Here is a 17,701-nt window from a genome sequence, read left to right on the forward strand (position 1 = left end):
TAGTCTTGCCCGTAGAACTCCAGCAAGCGGCTGCGCCTACAGCAGCTTGGCTTCCGCCGCTAGGCGATCCCAGTGCACGCCGGGCCCACCGAAGATGACCTCATCGGTGCGCGCCCGTTTGAGGTACAAGTGCGCCGAGTCTTCCCAGGTGAAGCCGATGCCACCATGAATTTGCAGGTTGGCATGCGATGCGGCCCGCAATGCCTCGGAGCAGACCGCCTTGGCCATGCTGACGCGCCAGCGCGAATCTCCGACCTCGCCGTCCACGGATTGCAGCGCAGCCAGCGATGCCGATCGGGCCCATTCGAGGTCGACGAGCATATCGGCGCACCGGTGCTTGATGGCCTGGAAGCTGCCGATCGGCCGGCCGAATTGTTCGCGGGTTCGGGCGTAATCGCTCGCTATCTCAAGCACCCGCTCGCACGCCCCGACCTGCTCGGCGGATAGCACCGCGATGGCCCGGTCGAAGTTGCTCTCGATCACGTCGTCGACCGGGCCGTCACCGCTGAGCCGCACGGCTGCGGCGCCGGCGAACTCGATAGTGGCCATCGGCCGGGTCCTGTCCAGGACAGGCTCGGGCTCGACGATCACACCGTGGTCGGCGGAATTGACTAGAAAGATCGCGGGTTGCGCGTCGATCGTGGCGATGACGACAAGGTCGTCGGCTGCCCCGCCGTGCAGCACGTGGTGTGCTTTGCCGCTCAGCTTCCACCCGTCACCGTCGGCGGTGGCCACGGCTGCGAGGGCACTGCGGTTCCACGAGCCCGCCCGCTCGGTGAGGATGGCTGTCGCGGTCCGTTCGCCGCTGATGAGCCCGGCCAGCACTTTCCCATCTACGCGAGTGTCCGCCAGCAGGCCGGTCGCGAGCACCGTTGACGCCAGGAACGGCACTGGGGCCAGGGCCCGGCCGAGTTCATGGGCGACGACGCCCAGGGCGCTCGCCCCGTAGCCCGCGCCACCCAGGTCTTCCGGCAATGCAATGGCGCCAACACCGACCTGCCGGCACAGCACCTGCCACAGTTCGGTGTCGTAGCCGCCGACCGCCGAATCGCCGTAGGCGATTGCACGGACCCGCTCTTCGGTGGCCAGCCGTTCGCAGGCTGCGCGGACGGTCTGTCCGAGCTCGCGTGCTTCATCAGCAGTGAGCCGTGTCATCGCGCTACTCCTATCTGCCGGGCCAGGTCGGCCTTCGCGACCTTGCCCAGACCGGTCAGCGGGTACTCGTCGACGATGACCAGCCTTTCCGGCCACTTCTGCTTCATCAGACCGCGCTCGTCGAGAAAGCTGCACAATTCATCGAGGGTCACGTCGCGGTGGTGCGGCGACCGCCGCACCACCGCGCACACCAGCTCGCCGCGCAGCTCGTCGGGCTGGCCGAGCACCACTACATCGTCCACCAGCGGGTGGGCCAGTAGCTCGTTCTCGATCTCGTCGGGTGCGATGTTTTCGCCCTTGCGGATGATTAGGTCCTTGATCCGCCCGGTTAACACGATGCGACCGTCGGGCCGCAGGTAGCCGCGGTCGCCGGTGCGGAACCAGCCGTCGGGGGTAAGCGCCCGGCTCCATTGCTCGGTATCGACGTAGCCGGGGGTAACGTTGCCGCCCCGGATCTCGATCTCGTCACGCTCACCGATCCGGACCTCGGCCGTCGGTATGGGCGAGCCGCAGGAGAAGCTCTGCTGTTCTTCGGTGTCGGTGGCCTTGCTGACGCACACCATTGGTGCCTCAGTCATCCCGTATGCGTGCACGATCGGAATGCCGAGATGTTGGCGAACCTGCTTGTGCAACTCGGCTGGGCAGGCGGCGCCACCGCCGATCAGCATCCGCAGCGAGGGCACCACAGGTTCGCTGCGTCCGCTGCCTAGCTGCGCCGACAGCATCATCTGGTAGAAGGCAGTGCTGGCACCGGTGACCGTGACCCGGTGTTCGGCGAGCAGCCCGGCCAGGTGCTCAGGCGCGAATTTGGGCATCATCAGTACGGGAAAGTCGGCGAGCAGCGCGCTGGCCAGGTAGACAATGCCGCCGATGTGCGCGATCGGAAAGGCGATCGTTCCCAGTTCGTCGCGTTTAGACCCCAGCCCGAGGTGTGCGGTATAGCCGCGGGCGGCGGTCAGCAGCGTCGCGTCTGAGTGTCGCACCGCTTTCGGGCGGCCGGTGGCCCCAGATGTGAAGTAGATCCAGCGGGTATCGGCGGGCGCGGTCTGGGCGACCAGCTCCGAAGCCGGGCGCGGACCCAACGCCTGTAATACGGCGGCGAAATCGGGCGGCAGCTCAACGACGCGGGTGCCCGCAGGGGCGTTGTCGCCGGTCGAGCCGTCGACGATCAACACGTCAGCGCCACAACCGTCGACGGCCGCTGCTACCTCACGCCGCCGGTAGATGTGGATGATCGGCGCCTGGGTGACGGGCGCGCGGGCCAGTGACAGCATCAGCAGCGCCGCGGAAACATGCGAGGGCAGCTGCCAGGCGACCGTCATACCGGGCCGCACGCCGACGTCCCACAGCCAACGGCTAGCGGCCAAGGCCAGGTCGGCGACCTCACCCACGGTCAGCGTTGCGGCGGTGATATCGCGCAGCAGCGGCCGATCCGGCCGGGTCGCCGCGGCTTCATCGAGCAGCGACGTAATGGTGCTTGTTGTCACCGGACTGCACCTGCCACGAATTCACTGATCGCGCTGGCTGTCTCGGCCGGCTGATCGAGCATCACGTAGGTCGAGCTGTCGTTGATTGTGTGCAACCTGGCATGCGGAAAGGTCTCGGCCAGTCGGCGGGCGTGGGTCATCGGGAACAGCCGGTCGGAGTCACCCCACAGGATCAGCACCGGCTTGTCCCAGGCCTTCATCGCCGCTGTCGCGGCCAACGTATAGCGCGGGTCAAGGTCGGCGGTGAGGCGCACCGCCTCCCGGCGAACCACGGCCGAGTCGGCGAAGCCGCCAAAGATTGCCGACCAGCGCGCACGGTCGATGCCGTGACGAGTGACTGCCGAGGCGAACAGGGCGAGTCCGGGACCGGTCGCCAGCAGCCGCAACACGCCCGCCCCGAGGGTTGCACTGAGCCGGCATAGCCGCACCAGCGGCGCGAAACCCGAAGGCGGGAAGTGTCCGAAGCTGTCGCAGTTCGTGAAAACTAGCCGGGCCACACGAGCGAAGTCCAGCGAGTCGTCGCCCAGCGCGGCTTGCACGATTCCGCCGCCGGTGTCGTTGGCTACCAGTGTCACGTCGGAGAGATCCAGCGCCTCAAGCAGTCCGAGAATGCGGCGGCCCGCCGCCTCTACACCCAGGTCGACGTTCGGGCCGACCGGTTTGCGTTGCGCGCCGAACGGCCATGTCGGCGCGATACAGCGGTACCTGTCGGATAGCCGGTGAGTGACGTCGTCCCACAACGTTCCGGTCACGTAAACACCATGGACGAATACCACCGGCGGTCCCAATCCCGTGTCGCAGTATTCGATCTGGGCGCCATCGATGACTGTCTTAGCCATGGCCTGTGCTAGCCCTTGCGCGGACCCGGCGTGAACCTGACCGGCAATTTGCGCACCGCGTAGACCTCGCCGGCGTCGGCGAACCGTTCGGGGTCGCCGGCGAGCTCGAAGTCGGGCAGGCGTTTCAGCACCTGACCCACCATCACCTGAAACATCATCTTGGCATAGTGCGAGCCGAGGCAGCGATGCATGCCGACACCAAATGCCATGTGCTTCTTGGCATTCGGCCGGGCCAAATCAAGCGTGTCGGGATCCTCGAACATCTCCGGGTCTCGGTTGGCCGCTCCCCACATCAGGATGGCCCGATCGCCGGCACACAGCGGCTGGCCATGGAACTCCGCGTCGCGGGACACGGTGCGGGCCAGGCCCAGCGTCGGTGAGTACAACCGCAGCAGCTCGTCGGTGCCCTTCTTGATCAGCTCAGGGTCGGCGATCAACTGCCGACGCAACAGGGGGTCTTGGCACAAGCGCAGCAGCACATTTCCGGTGAAGCCGCTGGTAGTGTCCATGCCGCCGAGCATCATCAGGAAGGCGTACATGGTGATTTGCGTGTCGTCGAGGGGCTTCCCGTTAAGCGTGCCCCGCAGGATGTCGCTGAACAGGTCGTCGCCGAGGCCTTCGGAGCGCCGCCTTTCTATGTGCTTGGCGATCTCGCCGAACATCGCCATGCCGGCTTCGCGGGCCTTCTCCGGGTCGTGGGCACGGTCGTGGACGGTCGAGTGCACCCAGTGCACCCATTCCATGGCGCGCGACTCATCGAAGTCGAGCAGCCGAAGGATCAGCCGCGCCGGCAGCGGCGTGGTCAGCTCGCCCACCAAGTCGCAGTGGCCGCGCTCGATGAACGCGTCGATCGCTTCATCGGTCATCTCACGTGCCGACTCGCGGAACCGCTCGGGGCCAAGCCCAGTGACGTGGTGTAAGAGTTCGTTCGATCGCGTGACCCTTCGGGTGGCAGTCTAGGCGGTCAGGGCTGGGGTGGTGTTGGTTTGCTGTCCGGCGGGCTCGTCGGTGCTGGTCAGTGCTGTGCGGGCGCGGGTGAGCACGTCAAGGCCCAGGTAGCGTCGTCCTTCGATCCATTCGTCGTGTTGTTCGGCCAGCACGGCACCGACGAGGCGGATGATCGAGGCCCGGTCGGGGAAGATGCCCACGACGTCGGTCCTGCGCCTGATTTCTTTGTTGAGCCGTTCCTGGGGATTGTTGCTCCAGATTTGGCGCCAGATCTGTTTGGGAAAAGCGGTGAACGCCAACAGATCCGGGCGGGCTGCGTCGAGGTGTTCGGCCACTTTGGGGAGCTTGTCCGACAATGCGTCGAGGACTCGATCGTATTGGGCAACAACCGATTCGGCGTCGGGCTGGTCGAAGACCGAGTGCAGCAGAGTGCGCACCCACGGCCAGGAGGACTTCGGGGTGGCCGCCATCAGGTTGTTCGCGTAATGGGTGCGGCAGCGCTGCCAGGCCGCTCCGGGCAAGGTGGCCCCGATCGCGGCGACCAGGCCGGGGTGGGCGTCGCTGGTGACCAGCGCGACCCCGGACAGGCCGCGGGCGACCAGGTCGCGGAAGAACGCCAGCCAGCCTGCCCCGTCCTCGGCGGAGCTGACCTGCACACCCAGGATCTCGCGGTAGCCCTCGGCGTTGACGCCGGTGGCAATCAGGGTGTGCACGCCCACGACGCGGCCGTTCTCGCGGACTTTGAGCACCAGGGCATCAGCGGCGACGAACGTGTACGGGCCGGCGTCAAGCGGGCGGGTGCGAAACGCCTCAACCTGCTCATCGAGTTCTTTGGCCATGATCGACACCTGCGACTTGGAAAGCCTCGTCACACCCAGTGTTTCAACGAGGCGTTCCATCCGCCGGGTGGACACTCCCAGCAGATAGCAGGTGGCCACCACGCTGGTCAGGGCACGCTCAGCGCGTTTGCGTCGCTCCAATAGCCAGTCCGGGAAATAGCTGCCCTGACGCAGCTTGGGAATGGCCACATCGATGGTGCCGGCGCGGGTGTCGAAATCACGATGCCGGTAGCCGTTGCGGCTGTTGGACCGCTCATCGCTGCGCTGGCGGTAGCGGCCCCGCAGATGGCGTCGGCTTCCGCGCCCATCAAGGCGTGGATGAACACCGACAGCAGCCCTCGCAGCAAGTCCGGGCTGGCCTCGGCGAGTTGGTCGGCCAACAGCTGCTCGGCGTCGATAAGGTGTGGTGAGGTCATCGCGTTGCTCTCCTTCGGTTGACTTTGCTGATCGTTCGAAGGATCACGCGATGACCGCCCTCTACCGCGCTACGACACGCCCACCGGCCCTACCGGCTCATACACCACGCCCCTGGACGCAACTCCGCTCGGCCGAGGCCGGGGAGAACCGCCTCAGCGTTGCTTCGCGCAGTTCTAATGTTTCGGGTGGGTCGGATTCGATCGGCAGGATGGGAAACGGGATCGGGCTAGGCGGTACCCCGATGGACGGCGCGGAGTTGAACAGCTCGTCGTCGCGGGAAGCCTCGAAGACCGAAGCGTAATCGACCAGGGCCCAGAATCCGCCGTAGTGCGGCGAATACGCCACCGGGCAACTTGATTCGCGCATCCGCCGGAACGTGCTGTGGGGGTCTTCTCGGAATTCCGGGGAGTGATGGTCGAGGTCGACCTCGGCGCGCTGACGTGAATCGGTCCGCGTCATCTGGGCTGTCCTTCCGTTTGGCGGTTACCGACTGAGGATTGCGACCGCGGCGGTCCCGGGCGCCCCGTAGAGCTGTGCGAGGGCCACCTTCGGGTTGTTGGGCACCTGCCGGTCCCCGGCGGTGCCGCGAAGCTGATGCACGAGTTCGAACACCTGTCGGAGCCCGGACGCGCCGACCGGTTCGCCGTTGGCCAGCAGGCCTCCGTCGGTGTTGATCGGGATGCGTCCGCCGATTTCGGTGGCTCCATCGTGCAGCAGTGCCTCTTGCTCGCCGTCCTTGCACAGCATCGTCTCGGCCATGTGTATGAGCTCTGAACCCGAGTCGGTGTCTTGCAATTGCGCGATATCGATGTCGTTGGGCCCGACGCCCGCTAGTTCGTAGGCGGCGGCCGCGGCTTCGGCCGTGGTGCCGGGAACGAGTGGCAGCTCGATCGAGGTGCGAAGCAGTTCGTAGGCGCCCTCGCGGCGGCTGCGCAGCGCCGTGGAACGAAGATAGATCGGGGCGTCCGTGTACTGCTTGGCTTTGTCGGCCCGACAGACAACCACCGCGGCCGCACCTTCGTTGGGATTGCAGTACATGTACTGCCGCAGGGGCGCATTGACGATCGGCGACGCCAGGATGGTCTCTGCGCTCATCGCCTTGCGGCGCCAGGCGTGCGGGGTGCGGGAGCCGTTGGCGAAATTCTTCTCGGCGACCTTGGCCAGCGTCTGCTCGGTAATGCCGTGGTCATGCATGTAGCGCATGATCTTGGTGCCGAAATAGTGGGTGGTCAGAAACATGCCCTGGTCGCCGTACCATTGCGGCAGACCCGACACGGCCGGGTCGGCGCCAAACGGCCCACGCGGGTGCTTGTCCAAGCCGACACCCACGGCGATGTCGGCCTCGCCGTTCTGCACGTCGCGAGCGGCCAGGGTGAGAAGCGAGTTGCCAGTCGCGCAGCCGCTCAGCACGGCGCGTGCCGGTAGCCCGGTCATGCCGACCAGGCCGGTGACTGCTTCCGGGTTGGCGACCTCGAGGCTTCCGGCGTAGAGACTCTGGGCCTGTTTCCAGTCGACGCCAGCGTCGCGCAGGGCGCGATGGATCGCCACCGCCCCCATCTCCAGCGCGGACCGGTCGTCGTACCGCCCAAACGGGTGCAGTCCCACGCCGATGATGGCTATTTCCGGCGAATTGCTCATTGCGGTCCTCCCAGCAGGCCTGCGGCGGAACTGGAGAACGGCCCGCCGCCCACGCCCGCCCTAACCAGATAACTATATAGCGGATTGATCATTTACACTAAGTTAATCCGGTATCCGCCCGTCAAGAAGGATTCGCTTTGAGCATTTCGCGGCTCAGCGCCGACGGAATCCAGTCGCTGAATTATCGCCTGCCCACCCCGAACACCCACACGTCCAACAGGTTGCGGTGGTGGGTGTCGAGGACCCGCACTGGGGCCGGGCCATCGTCGCAGTGGTGGTACCGGTCGAGGGCTGTGAGCCAGATCCCGAAGAACTGCGCGAGCATGTTCGCGCGAGCCTGCGCGGTTCTCGCACACCCGATCGGGTGGTCTTCTGGGACGCATTGCCCACCAATACAACCGGCAAGTTGCTGCGCCGCGACATCGTTGCAAGCTTGCGTACCGACGAATACCGAGAGTTCCCCGCGAGCAGCCAGTGAAGGAGCGACTGTGATCAAGAACGGCACCCGTCTGCAGAGCCAGGTATGCGATACCCAGGTCATCGTGATTAGGGCGGCGGACAGCCTGGATGACCTGCGCGCCGGTGGGGTACCGATGCTGCCGATCGGCAGCCAGCCGTCAGCGGACGCCCGCCTCGATCCCGCGTTCTCCGACGGGAATCTGATGGGTAAGCGTTACGTCGACCAAAGCGGCGCGGAGATCCTGGTGACCAAGGCGGGTGCCGGAACGCTCAGCATCGGCCAGACCCCGCTGACCATCAAGGAAGCTAAGCCGCTGCCGGCCAGCGACTAGCGTGGTGTGCGGAAGACCCATTGACCTGGCGCGGAGAGAACGTCCGCGCCACCTGCCAGCTCGGGGCTGCAGCGGAGCTCCAACGCCTCACAACCACAAGTACATGCCGGTCAAGACGGACCACAGCGCTACGCAATAGCCCTCGAAGGTGCCGCGCAGGAAGAGCGGGGCATCCCGCAATTCCATAAAGTCCAAACCGACGAAGCGAACCTTTATGGCGGCCACGGCGAGAACCACGACGGCGATAGCCGATCCGGTCCCGTGCTCGTGGCCTACCGCCCACGACACGACCGTGGCGACAACCAGGACGACCCACACGGCGGTGGAACGGGCCCGGAAAAGCGAAGGCGTCATCGTCAGCTCACCAGGTACAGGAGCGGGAACAAGACGATCCACAGCAAATCAACGAGGTGCCAAAAACACGCACCTCCTTCGACGAGCGCCATTTTCGTTGTACCAAGCTCGACGTGACCGGCCTGCGTCAACAGCAATACCAAGACCACGATGCCGATCAGTACGTGGAACAGGTGCAGGCCAGTAAGGATGAAGAAATAAAGAAAAAAATGTGTTCTGGTTCGCGGTATGTCCCTGGCTGACCTTGGCGACGTACTCGACCGCCTTGAGCCCGACAAACGCCAAGCCGCACGCTAATGCTCCAACCAACAGCCACTGGGCGGCCCGCCGCTCCGAAGAACGGATCGCGTGGATCGCGGTGATAACGAACAATGAACCGGTCAGCAGAATCAGAGTATTGGTCAACCCAATGCCGATGCTCAGCATCCTTCGCGACTGGTCGAACACTTCGGGAGCGCGGCCGCGCTCGTACATGAATGTCACGAAGAACACGCCGAACACCAGCATGTCGCCGAACAAGACGATCCAGATACCCCCCTCACCCGGGACGCGACGGCCAGGGCGGGGCACCGTTGGTGTAGACGCGGCTGTCTTGGTGGCCAGTCGCGTTGCCTGCTGGCTCACGCCGCCTGTTCCCACTTGCGCTCGGCGGCATTAGCGGCGCGTTCGGCGGCCTCGACGTCGACCGCCTTGACCAACATCACCGTAGTAACGATCATCCAGATGCAGAACACGGTGAGCGGAATCCAGAAGGCGAACAAACCGTTCCACGCCAAGGGCCCCTTGTGGAACACGTACACCGCGGCACCCGGCACCCCGAAGACCGCGTACCAGATCTGGAAGTAGCCGAACCAGCGTGGGAAGCTCGGCACCTCGCGCTTATCGATGAACACAGCGAAGGCAAGAATGAGCACTTGGGTGATGAGCGGGCCAACCAGGCCGACGAAGATCAGCCAGAACATGTCGCTAAGCGCCTGCGTGACATCGGGATTGGCGTGCGGACGGTAGGCAGCGGCAGCAGCGAAAATCGCGCACAGCGCGAACCCGAACGGGAATGTCACGCTGAGCAGGATCTGCGTAACCGACATGACACCCCAGTAGCCCTCGATCCGTCTCACCTGCCGAGACAGCAGCGCGAAAAAGGGCGCGAAGAGGAATGCAAGAAAGATCATGAACGCCATGCCAATGCGGATGCGCAGCTCGTTGTCGGCGTAACGAGCGGCGGTCTCTGTGGCGGTGGCGGATGGGTCGTAGGGTGGGATGAATCCTGCAACAAATACAAACAGGACGAGGAACACTCCAACCATGACCAGGCCCAGCCAGGCCGCAGCCTTCTCGATCTTCACGTGCATGCCATTTTCTCCCGCCCAGCGAGGGAACAACGGGATGCCGCCACGTTAATCGAGGTTCGCATCGCTAGTCAACCATTGATCCACTATCAAGCCAGCTCGCTGCTAAAGTGGGTTTGTGGCGTTGCGTCGAGCTCCCCGGGTGCGGCGTGGCAGCGCGCAGGGTTTGTTGCGCGAGGCCGCACGAGAGCTCTTCGCAGAACACGGCTATCGGGTCACCACCCGCGAAATCGCCGACCGGGCAGGGGTTTCCCACGACCTGATCTTTCGGTACTTCGACTCCAAGGAAGGCTTGTTCTTCGAATCGGTTGGCAGGCCACTGCTAGACGCTGTCGACGGTCTGCACCGCCGCTGGCTCGATGACCCCGGCCTGCAGTCACTCGATCCGAAAGAACTCGCGCACCGCTTCACCACTGACTTCTACTGCTTCCTCTCCGACAACCAAGCAATCGCTCGCGCGATGGTCCACTTGTTCACTGAGGGACCGACCGGCGCCGAGCTCGACGTCCTACGGTCCCGCATCAATGACACGCTCAGTGCGATGCTGCCGGCGGTCGACACCGTGCTGTCCATCGACGGGGTCAGGCGCTCTTCGCCGGCCTTGCAGCTCCGGATCGTGCTGCTCTTCGTGGGTGCGATCGCGACATTCTTGCCCAAGACATATCTCAGAGATGACGACACCCCGTCGCGAAAGGCGGTGATCGACGAGCTATCTCAGTTCATCTACAACGGGTTGCGCGAAAGTTAGACGGCCTTCAGCGGGGTGGAGTACTTCTTCACCAATTCCTGCTTGTAGAGCTTGCCGGTGTCGGTGCGGGGTAGTTGCCGCTCGAAAGAAATAGACCGCGGACACTTGTAGGGCGCCAAACGCTTCCGCACCCACGCCAACAGCTCCGCGGCAAACTCGTCGGTGGCGTCGGCAGGGTCGACGGTCTGCACAACACCCTTGACTGACTGGCCCATCTGCTCGTCGGGGATGCCGAACACGGCAGCGTCGAGCACCTTGGGGTGGGTGATCAACAAGTTCTCGGCTTCCTGCGGATAGATATTCACTCCACCGGAAATGATCATGTGGTGGCGGCGGTCAGTCAGGTGCAGGTAACCATTCTCGTCGAGGTAGCCGATATCACCGACGGTGGCCCAGCCGTGCGCGTCCCGCGACGCCGCTGTCTTGGCCTCGTCGTCGAGGTAGTCGAAGGCGTAGCCGCCCTCGTAATAGATTTCGCCGATCTCGCCGCGCGGCAGCTCGACGCCGTTCTCGTCGAGAACGTGCGGGATACCGACCAATGGTCTACCCACCGAACCCGGATGCGCCAGCCAGTCCTCGGCTGTGATAAATGAGGCTCCCACTGCCTCCGAGGCGGCGTAGTACTCGTCGATGATTGGGCCCCACCAGTCGATCATCTGCTTTTTGATCTCGACTGGGCAGGGCGCGGCTGCGTGCACGACACGGCGCAGGCTGGACAGGTCATACGAATTGCGCACGTTCTCGGGGAGTTTGAGCATCCGCACGAACATCGCCGGGACGAACTGCGCGTGGGATACTCGGTACCGCTGAATGCACGCCAAGGCCTGCTCGGCGTCGAATGTTTCCATTACCACGGTGGTGCCACCGAGCGACTGCACCGACATCGACCAGAACGACGGCGCGGTGTGATATAGCGGCGCAGGACTCAGATAGACGGCCTCACCGGACAACCCGACTGCTGTCAGCAACGGCTGGAGCATGTTGGGTGCTTCGGCGGGCGAGAGATGGGGCAGTTCTCGCCGGATCCCTTTAGGGCGGCCGGTGGTGCCTGATGAGTATTGGAGCAAGTCGCCCTCGAGTTCCTCGGGGATCGGTGTGCACGGTTGATCGGCCACGCAGTCGGGATAGCGTCGCCAGCCGACGAGGTCATCGTCGGCGATCAGCAGCAGCTGGGGCAGCCTGGCCGACAGGTGCTCGGCGAGCCCTTCACAGATCTTGCGCATCGCGCGAGAGCCGACAACCGCCTTGGCACCGCTGTTGTCGACGATATAGGCGGCTTCGGCTGCAGTCAGGTGAGTATTGATCAGCGCGTAGTACATGCCGCTGCGGCGCGCCGCCCACATCACCGCATGAATGTGCTCGTTGTTCTCCATGACTACCGCGACGGTGTCGCCTTCGGCCAGCCCGGCCTGCCGGAAGAAGTGTGCAAGCCTGTTGGCTCGCGCCTCCAGTTCGGCAAAGCTGATCGCCATGCCTGACGGGTGCAGGATGATGGCGGCTTTAGTGGAGTCGACATGCTCCCGGATCTGCATGCCCTGAAAACGTAGACGCCCGATATGTCGTTATGCGCCCGCGGTTTGCAGCGCTGGCGGCTTGGTAGCGTCGGGGTCGGGATTGCGGATGGGCAGGCCCATGAAGCGCCGTGCGTTGTCGCCCATGAAATCGTAGGTGCGGCGACGGTCCATGCCTTCGGCGTACTTGAAGAATCCCTTAGGGGTCGCCAGACCTTCGGGGTGTGGGTAGTCCGAGCCGAACATCACCTTGTCCCAGCCAACCGTTTCGACGACATCGGCCACCGAGCCTTCCCAGAACGGCGACACCCAGATATTGCGCCGGAACACGTCGATGGGGTGCTCCTCGAAGTTTTGCGGCATCTTCTTGTATATGTCTTGCAGGTCATGAAACAGCGGATGGATCCAGGAGCTGCCGTTCTCGACGCTGGCAATGCGCAGCTTCGGGAACCGGGTCAAGGTGCCGTGGCAGATCAGGCTGGTGAGCATGTCGGCGATCTCACGATGCCCGAGTACCACCCACTTGAACGCCGACATCTCAAAGGCGCTGTTGGTCTCAGGCGGCTCCCACTTGCTGACGTATTCCTCCAGCGGAGGCTGGCTGGCGTGGACCACGATCGGCAGGCGGGCATCCTCGACGTCGCGCCAGAACGGATCGAACTCAGGCAGCGCCGGGGAGCGCCACCCGCGATAGCCCTTGACTGGGGCTGGTTTGATCAACGCCACCTTGGCGCCGTTGTCAAGAACGTATTCCAACTCGCGGCGCGCCTCATCAACCAGGCCCAGTGTGAGCACCGGGGTCATGTACAGCCGGTCTTGGTAGGTGTAGCCCCACTGCTCGAGCATCCACTGGTTGAGGGCGTGGATCATCGCCGCGGTCAGCTCGGGGTCCTCGGCGGCGGAATGCTCGACCAAGTTGGCCAGCGTCGGATACACCAGGGTCTCATCGACGCCCTGCCGATCGAGCTCCTTGATCCGGTCCACTGGGTTGCGGGAGGCTGCCGGGGCCTCGATCGGTGTGCCCGTCATCTGACGCATCGTCAGCCCTTCAGGGTTCTGCCCGGAGTAGAACCGCTCGTGCGCACCGGGCGCGGCCACCCTTTCAAACGTCGGATTCGGGATGTACTCCGTGATCTTGTTCAGGATCGCGATCCGAGTGTGCCTGCCCACCTGGACGAACTGCACCGCCTTGCGGAATCGGTCCGGCAGGTATTTGGTCAACGCCTCCGGGGTCTCGTACATGTGCTGGTCGGCATCGAAAATCGGCGCCTCAGTGAACTGAGTCATGCGACTAGCCTGACGCGTCTTGACGAGAGTGTCAAGTCTGAGCCCAGATAAGCCCGTATACTGCTGATTTTACCTGTTTGTTGGCAGTTGACAGATCTGTCATCTAGAGTCTCTGCTATGGCCGTCATCTCTGGGGCCGGATCCGTCGATACGTTCGAGGCCGGTCGTGGCGAGCGGACCCGCTCGGCGATCCTCGAAGCAAGCCGGCGACTGTTCCTCGAGCGCGGGTATGCCGGCACGCCCATCAACGCGATCACCGAGGCCTGTGGCATTTCCCGGGCCGGGTTCTACACGTATTTCAAAGACAAGCGTGAGGTTTTCAACGTCCTCGGTGAAACCGCCTATCACGACGTGCTTGCGGTGATCGCCCAGTGGGAGCGGCTTCCGCGCTCATACCAACTGGGCAATGTGCGCAGTTGGGTCGCCGACTACTTCGGCTATCTGGACCGCCATGGCGCATTCGTGATGGCGGCCGCGCATTCGGCGCCGGATGACGAGGCCTTCAGACGCTCACGTGACCACATGTTGACCCGCGCGGCGTGGAAGCTTGGACAGGCCATCGCCAGCCATGGCCGACATTCCCCGGAAACCGTCGGTGTCGCGGTGATGGGGCTCCTGGAACGCGCCTGGTACGCAGTACAGACACAATCGGTGCGCGTCGACCAAGACGAGGTGATCGCTGTCGCGGCCGAGATGATCTTTGCAATGACGCGCCAATAAGGGTGCCTCTGCGGCGAGCCCTAGTCTCTGGCTGCCTGCTCGCGCGGTAACCGGCGGTTTTTCTGCAGGTCCGCCCTCAGAGCCTGAGCATCCGAGGTGTGCTCCATCACCGACATCAAATCGGCCGACAGCTGAAGGTGCTGGCGCATACCCATCTGTTCCCAGGCCCGCACGAGCATGGTTTTGGTGGCCATCAACGTCGACAGCGGGGCCCGCGAGATTTGTGCGGCCATGGTTTCGGTCACCGCCTCCAGGTCCTCGGGGGCGACAACGCGGTTGACCAGCCCCATGCGGAAAGCCTCGTCGGCGGACAATGTTTGCGCCGTATAGAGGTATTCGGCCGCCCGTTTGTAGTTCATGAACACCCACGGCTCGATCATTGTTTCACCGCCGGGGAAACCGAGCCCTGGCACCAGTGGCATCTGGAAGTAGGCGTCCTCGGAGGCGATCGTGATCTCCGGCAGCAGCGCCCAGTAGGTGCCGCCGCCCAGCGCGTAGCCGTGCACTTGAGCGATCATCGGTTTCGGGAATTCCCAGAACCGCAGCGTCGGCCATAAAAACAGTTCTTTGCTGCCCAGGTAGTTGCTGCTGAGATGTCGTTGAGACTCGGCGAATTCCGGGTACGCATCGGGCGCGATGATGTGACCGGCACAAAAGCCGTTGCCGCTGCCCTTAATGATGACGACCTTCACACCGTAGTCGCGGCGCGCCTCGTCGAGACAGGCGTCCACCTGAGACACCATCTCGGAGGACTGTGCGTTCGCCCGCTCGGGCCAGTTGAGCACGACACGGGCGATGGCGCCGTCGCGCTCGTAGCGGACGACACCGAGGTCTGTGGTGCCGTGCTCAGGCCGTTGCATGCACGGGTTCCCAGCCGCCACCTTCTGATGATCGGTGAGCGGCGTCGATGATCGCGAGGCTGAGCAGGCCGTCGTCAAATGTGGCGGCCTGGCAACGTTTACCGTCGAATGCAGGCAGCCAGTCTTCGAGCATCAATGCCATCGCTCGGCTGGCTTGTCCCGCAAGGCCTTTCGGGAGCTTCTCGGCGTGAGCAGGCGCGCGGTCACTGACCGGCAGTGGGCGCAGTCCGTCATCGGTGGCAGCGCCCACCGTGTAGGAGGTCGAGCGCAGGTTACCGTCGCCGATGACGGTGCCGTCGGCGCCGAACAACTCGAGGCGGTAGTGATCGGCGTGTGCACCCATTACCGAAACGCTCATGATGGCGATTACACCCGACTCCATTCGCATCAGCAGCGCGGCGGTGTCATCGGCGGTGACGTTGACTATCTCGCCGTCCGGTAGGCGACGCACCGGTTCACTGCTGCGGACCTCTGCGCATACCGCTTTCGGGCGGCCCAGGATGCTGCACAGGAAATCCAGGTCGTGTACGAGCATCCCGGCGAGGTAACCGCCGCCCTGGTTTTTGTCGTACATCCACAGGGCTTGCGGTGCATGGCTGGGATGCCAGTACGACGCACTGCGGCTAATCCGCGCGACGTACTGCTTGCCGAGGAATCCGGAGCGAACGATGTCAGCGATTGCAAGCCAGTCCGGATTCCAACGGTTTTCAAAGCAGCAGGCGGTCGGCCGGCCAGACTTTCTGGCGGCGCGGACCATGTCGCGGGCCGCGTCGAGGTCACCGGCGAGCGGCTTCTCGCACAGCACCGCCTTGCCGGCTTCGAGGGCGGCAAGCGTCATGTCGTGGTGCAGTACCGTGGGTGTGGCCACCGAGATGACGTCGAGATCGTCTCTGGCGACGAATGATTCCCAGTCGGTCGAGGTGTCGGTGATGCCGACCTTGTCGGCAACGCGTTGCAGCCGTTCGGGGGTACGCGCGCAAAGCGCCACCGGATCGAATCCCTGTGCCGCCCGAAAGCCCGGTACCTGCACGTGGGAGCCCCAGCCCACCCCGATCACGCCGACGCGAAGAGTCATAATGCACTCCTGCCTAGCGGGAACTGATCAACATGGTGCCGGCGACCGGCCCGCCACCGACACCGACAACGACCACCTCGGGCGTCTTGGGGGCCTGCCGGTCCCCGCCCTCCCCCCACAGCTGCACGCACGCTTCGTGTAGGAAACCCATGCCATGCAGGCGCCCACCGGAAAGCTGACCGCCGTTGGTGTTTAGCGGCAACGACCCGTCCAGCGCGATTCCCTCTCCATCGCCGAGGAATTCGCCGACCTTGCCGTGCTCGCAGAACCCGAGGGCCTCGAGCCACATCACCGTCAGGAAGCTGAATCCGTCATACAGCTGGGCCATGTCGACATCTTTCGCAGTCAGCGTGGTGTGTTCCCACAGCGCCGCTCCGGCGTCGTGGGCGGCCATCGTCGTAATGTCCCTGCGCTGGTCCCAGGTCGCGCGTTCGTACATGCTGGGGCCGACGGACTCGATGGTTAGGGGATGCCGCGGCAGCCCGCTGGTGGCCTCTCGTCGCGAGATGACTACCGCCGTCGCGCCGTCGCACGGAACGTCACAGTCGTAGAGGCACAACGGTTCGGAGATCATCCGCGCGTTGAGGTAGTCCTGCATCGACAGCGGATCCCGGTAGATGGCATCTGGATTCAGCGCGGCGTTACGACGTGCGTTGATTGCTATCACCCCGAGGTGTTCGCGCCGCAACCCGAAATCGTGCATATAGCGCTGGGCGGGCATCGCCAACCAGTTGGCGGCCGACAGCGCACCGAACGGTGCAACCCATTCCAAGTGGGGCGGTAACTTGCCGCCCCCGAACAAGACCGAGGCCCGCCCACCGCCGGCCTGCGCGGCGGCGGTCGACTCCCACACCGACCGGTACACGACGACGTGGTTGGCCAGCCCCAGCGTTACCGCCATACAGGCCTCGATCGCCGGACCGATCTGGCCGGCGGTCTCCATCGCGGACATGTACCACCGGCTACGCAAGCCGAGCGCGTTGCGGACCTCAGTGACTGTCGCACCGGAGAATCCGGGGTCGGGCACGCCGGGTCCAGGGTAGCTCGCCACTCCGTCAACGTCGTCGACGCTCAGCCCGGCGTCCGCGATGGCCCTGGTGACCGCTTCAATAGTCAGGTCGAGGCCGGTGCGCCCCAGCCGCCGTCCGACCTGCGACTTGCCGGCACCGGTGATGACGGCTTTGCCACCGAAGGGGCCGCTCACGTGGTCGCCCCGGTGACAGGCCGGAACAGGGGGATCCAGACGCAGGTGGCCTCGTCGCCGGATGTCGGCGCCCAATCTTCGAAAAACACCTCGACCTCCAGACCGACGCGGACGTCGTCGATCGCAATATCGACGATGTTGGTGATGAGCCGAACGTCGGGCTCATCGTTAAGCTCAACCATCGCAACGATGTATGGCGGTTCAAGACCGGGAATCCACGGTTGACGGTTGACTGTGTACGCCGCCACCCGAGCGCGTCCAGAGACTGGCTTTGGTGCGACGTCGGTGCTGCGGCACCGCCAGCAGACGGGACCGGGCGGATGGAAGAAGTGACCACACCCGCGGCAGTGCGCAATCAGCAACTCGCCGTGCGCGCCACCGCTCCAGAACGCTTCTGAGTTTGCGGTCGGTGTGGGTGCCAGCCGCAAGCCCGGACGCGTGTATGAGGGCATGTCCGCGAGTTGGTGTGCTTGCGACCC

Annotated in this window: 16 protein-coding genes and 4 pseudogenes; 4 read left to right on the top strand and 16 right to left on the bottom strand. The window is 64.3% G+C overall.

Annotated features, from left to right (window positions below; genetic code table 11):
- Positions 1-36: 36 nt before the first annotated feature.
- From MYXE_RS04075 to MYXE_RS04105, 7 genes and pseudogenes are all read right to left on the bottom strand, one after another.
- Positions 37-1,155, bottom strand: coding sequence for an acyl-CoA dehydrogenase family protein (locus tag MYXE_RS04075; protein ID WP_085194053.1), 1,119 nt, complete (start codon positions 1,153-1,155; stop codon positions 37-39).
- On the bottom strand, positions 1,152-2,642 hold the full coding sequence (locus tag MYXE_RS04080; protein ID WP_085194051.1) for a class I adenylate-forming enzyme family protein: 1,491 nt from the start codon (positions 2,640-2,642) through the stop codon (positions 1,152-1,154). Before MYXE_RS04080 ends, MYXE_RS04075 begins: the two co-directional genes overlap by 4 nt.
- On the bottom strand, positions 2,639-3,481 hold the full coding sequence (locus MYXE_RS04085; RefSeq protein WP_085194049.1) for an alpha/beta fold hydrolase: 843 nt from the start codon (positions 3,479-3,481) through the stop codon (positions 2,639-2,641). Before MYXE_RS04085 ends, MYXE_RS04080 begins: the two co-directional genes overlap by 4 nt.
- 8 nt (positions 3,482-3,489) lie before the next feature.
- Positions 3,490-4,374 (bottom strand): annotated as a pseudogene (locus MYXE_RS04090) (cytochrome P450); the annotation flags it as partial.
- A 63-nt stretch (positions 4,375-4,437) separates the two neighbouring features.
- Positions 4,438-5,684, bottom strand: a pseudogene (locus MYXE_RS04095) (IS256 family transposase).
- A gap of 124 nt (positions 5,685-5,808) precedes the next feature.
- Positions 5,809-6,144: pseudogene (locus MYXE_RS04100) on the bottom strand (cytochrome P450); the annotation flags it as partial.
- Between the two features lie 24 nt (positions 6,145-6,168).
- Complete coding sequence (locus MYXE_RS04105; protein WP_085194130.1) at positions 6,169-7,323, bottom strand: thiolase family protein; 1,155 nt, start codon at positions 7,321-7,323, stop codon at positions 6,169-6,171.
- Between the two features lie 196 nt (positions 7,324-7,519).
- On the opposite strand from MYXE_RS04105, the pseudogene MYXE_RS04110 reads away from it, so the two are divergent.
- A pseudogene (locus MYXE_RS04110) lies at positions 7,520-7,801 on the top strand (AMP-binding enzyme); the annotation flags it as partial.
- A 10-nt stretch (positions 7,802-7,811) separates the two neighbouring features.
- On the top strand, positions 7,812-8,114 hold the full coding sequence (locus MYXE_RS04115) for a hypothetical protein (RefSeq protein WP_085194132.1): 303 nt from the start codon (positions 7,812-7,814) through the stop codon (positions 8,112-8,114).
- A gap of 87 nt (positions 8,115-8,201) precedes the next feature.
- On the opposite strand, the gene MYXE_RS04120 is transcribed toward MYXE_RS04115, so the two are convergent.
- From MYXE_RS04120 to MYXE_RS04130, 3 genes are all read right to left on the bottom strand, one after another.
- Positions 8,202-8,468, bottom strand: coding sequence for a cytochrome C oxidase subunit IV family protein (locus tag MYXE_RS04120; protein WP_085194134.1), 267 nt, complete (start codon positions 8,466-8,468; stop codon positions 8,202-8,204).
- Positions 8,469-8,470: 2 nt separating this feature from the next.
- Positions 8,471-8,617, bottom strand: a complete 147-nt coding sequence (locus MYXE_RS25215; protein WP_415624460.1) for a cytochrome c oxidase subunit 3 family protein — start codon at positions 8,615-8,617, stop codon at positions 8,471-8,473.
- Between the two features lie 471 nt (positions 8,618-9,088).
- On the bottom strand, positions 9,089-9,820 hold the full coding sequence (locus tag MYXE_RS04130) for a hypothetical protein (RefSeq protein ID WP_085194136.1): 732 nt from the start codon (positions 9,818-9,820) through the stop codon (positions 9,089-9,091).
- 115 nt (positions 9,821-9,935) lie between these two features.
- Here MYXE_RS04130 and MYXE_RS04135 point away from each other — a divergent pair, with 115 nt between their 5' ends.
- Positions 9,936-10,565, top strand: a complete 630-nt coding sequence (locus tag MYXE_RS04135) for a TetR/AcrR family transcriptional regulator (protein WP_085194138.1) — start codon at positions 9,936-9,938, stop codon at positions 10,563-10,565.
- Here the strand turns inward: MYXE_RS04135 and fadD4 are convergent.
- A complete protein-coding gene (gene fadD4, locus MYXE_RS04140; RefSeq protein ID WP_085194140.1) occupies positions 10,562-12,097 on the bottom strand; it encodes a fatty-acid--CoA ligase FadD4 in 1,536 nt (511 codons plus the stop codon). The two genes, MYXE_RS04135 and fadD4, sit on opposite strands and share 4 nt — an antisense overlap.
- A 30-nt stretch (positions 12,098-12,127) precedes the next feature.
- Positions 12,128-13,363, bottom strand: coding sequence for an amidohydrolase family protein (locus MYXE_RS04145; protein WP_085194142.1), 1,236 nt, complete (start codon positions 13,361-13,363; stop codon positions 12,128-12,130).
- Positions 13,364-13,480: 117 nt separating this feature from the next.
- On the opposite strand from MYXE_RS04145, the gene MYXE_RS04150 reads away from it, so the two are divergent.
- On the top strand, positions 13,481-14,083 hold the full coding sequence (locus MYXE_RS04150) for a TetR/AcrR family transcriptional regulator (RefSeq protein ID WP_085194144.1): 603 nt from the start codon (positions 13,481-13,483) through the stop codon (positions 14,081-14,083).
- A gap of 20 nt (positions 14,084-14,103) precedes the next feature.
- On the opposite strand, the gene MYXE_RS04155 is transcribed toward MYXE_RS04150, so the two are convergent.
- From MYXE_RS04155 to MYXE_RS04170, 4 genes are read right to left on the bottom strand one after another with little or no spacing between them, the layout of a single operon-like run.
- Positions 14,104-14,943, bottom strand: coding sequence for an enoyl-CoA hydratase/isomerase family protein (locus tag MYXE_RS04155; protein WP_085194146.1), 840 nt, complete (start codon positions 14,941-14,943; stop codon positions 14,104-14,106).
- A complete protein-coding gene (locus MYXE_RS04160) occupies positions 14,930-16,018 on the bottom strand; it encodes a Gfo/Idh/MocA family protein (RefSeq protein WP_085194148.1) in 1,089 nt (362 codons plus the stop codon). Before MYXE_RS04160 ends, MYXE_RS04155 begins: the two co-directional genes overlap by 14 nt.
- Before the next feature lie 13 nt (positions 16,019-16,031).
- On the bottom strand, positions 16,032-17,222 hold the full coding sequence (locus tag MYXE_RS04165) for a thiolase family protein (protein ID WP_085194150.1): 1,191 nt from the start codon (positions 17,220-17,222) through the stop codon (positions 16,032-16,034).
- Positions 17,219-17,674 (bottom strand): Zn-ribbon domain-containing OB-fold protein, encoded by a 456-nt coding sequence (locus tag MYXE_RS04170; protein ID WP_085194152.1) that lies wholly within the window; start codon positions 17,672-17,674, stop codon positions 17,219-17,221. The genes MYXE_RS04165 and MYXE_RS04170 overlap by 4 nt, the downstream gene beginning before the upstream one ends.
- Positions 17,675-17,701: the final 27 nt, after the last annotated feature.

The organism is Mycobacterium xenopi (assembly GCF_009936235.1).
GTDB classification, from domain to species: Bacteria; Actinomycetota; Actinomycetes; order Mycobacteriales; family Mycobacteriaceae; genus Mycobacterium; species Mycobacterium xenopi.

What these genes read in the sequence shown, in the direction of transcription:
- MYXE_RS04075 (WP_085194053.1), bottom strand. Translation starts at nt 1,155, where the DNA reads ATGACACGGCTCACTGCTGATGAAGCACGCGAGCTCGGACAGACCGTC.
- MYXE_RS04085 (WP_085194049.1), bottom strand. Translation starts at nt 3,481, where the DNA reads ATGGCTAAGACAGTCATCGATGGCGCCCAGATCGAATACTGCGACACG.
- MYXE_RS04105 (WP_085194130.1), bottom strand. Translation starts at nt 7,323, where the DNA reads ATGAGCAATTCGCCGGAAATAGCCATCATCGGCGTGGGACTGCACCCG.
- MYXE_RS04120 (WP_085194134.1), bottom strand. Translation starts at nt 8,468, where the DNA reads ATGACGCCTTCGCTTTTCCGGGCCCGTTCCACCGCCGTGTGGGTCGTC.
- MYXE_RS04130 (WP_085194136.1), bottom strand. Translation starts at nt 9,820, where the DNA reads ATGCACGTGAAGATCGAGAAGGCTGCGGCCTGGCTGGGCCTGGTCATG.
- fadD4 (WP_085194140.1), bottom strand. Translation starts at nt 12,097, where the DNA reads ATGCAGATCCGGGAGCATGTCGACTCCACTAAAGCCGCCATCATCCTG.
- MYXE_RS04145 (WP_085194142.1), bottom strand. Translation starts at nt 13,363, where the DNA reads ATGACTCAGTTCACTGAGGCGCCGATTTTCGATGCCGACCAGCACATG.
- MYXE_RS04150 (WP_085194144.1), top strand. Translation starts at nt 13,481, where the DNA reads ATGGCCGTCATCTCTGGGGCCGGATCCGTCGATACGTTCGAGGCCGGT.
- MYXE_RS04155 (WP_085194146.1), bottom strand. Translation starts at nt 14,943, where the DNA reads ATGCAACGGCCTGAGCACGGCACCACAGACCTCGGTGTCGTCCGCTAC.
- MYXE_RS04160 (WP_085194148.1), bottom strand. Translation starts at nt 16,018, where the DNA reads ATGACTCTTCGCGTCGGCGTGATCGGGGTGGGCTGGGGCTCCCACGTG.
- MYXE_RS04170 (WP_085194152.1), bottom strand. Translation starts at nt 17,674, where the DNA reads ATGCCCTCATACACGCGTCCGGGCTTGCGGCTGGCACCCACACCGACC.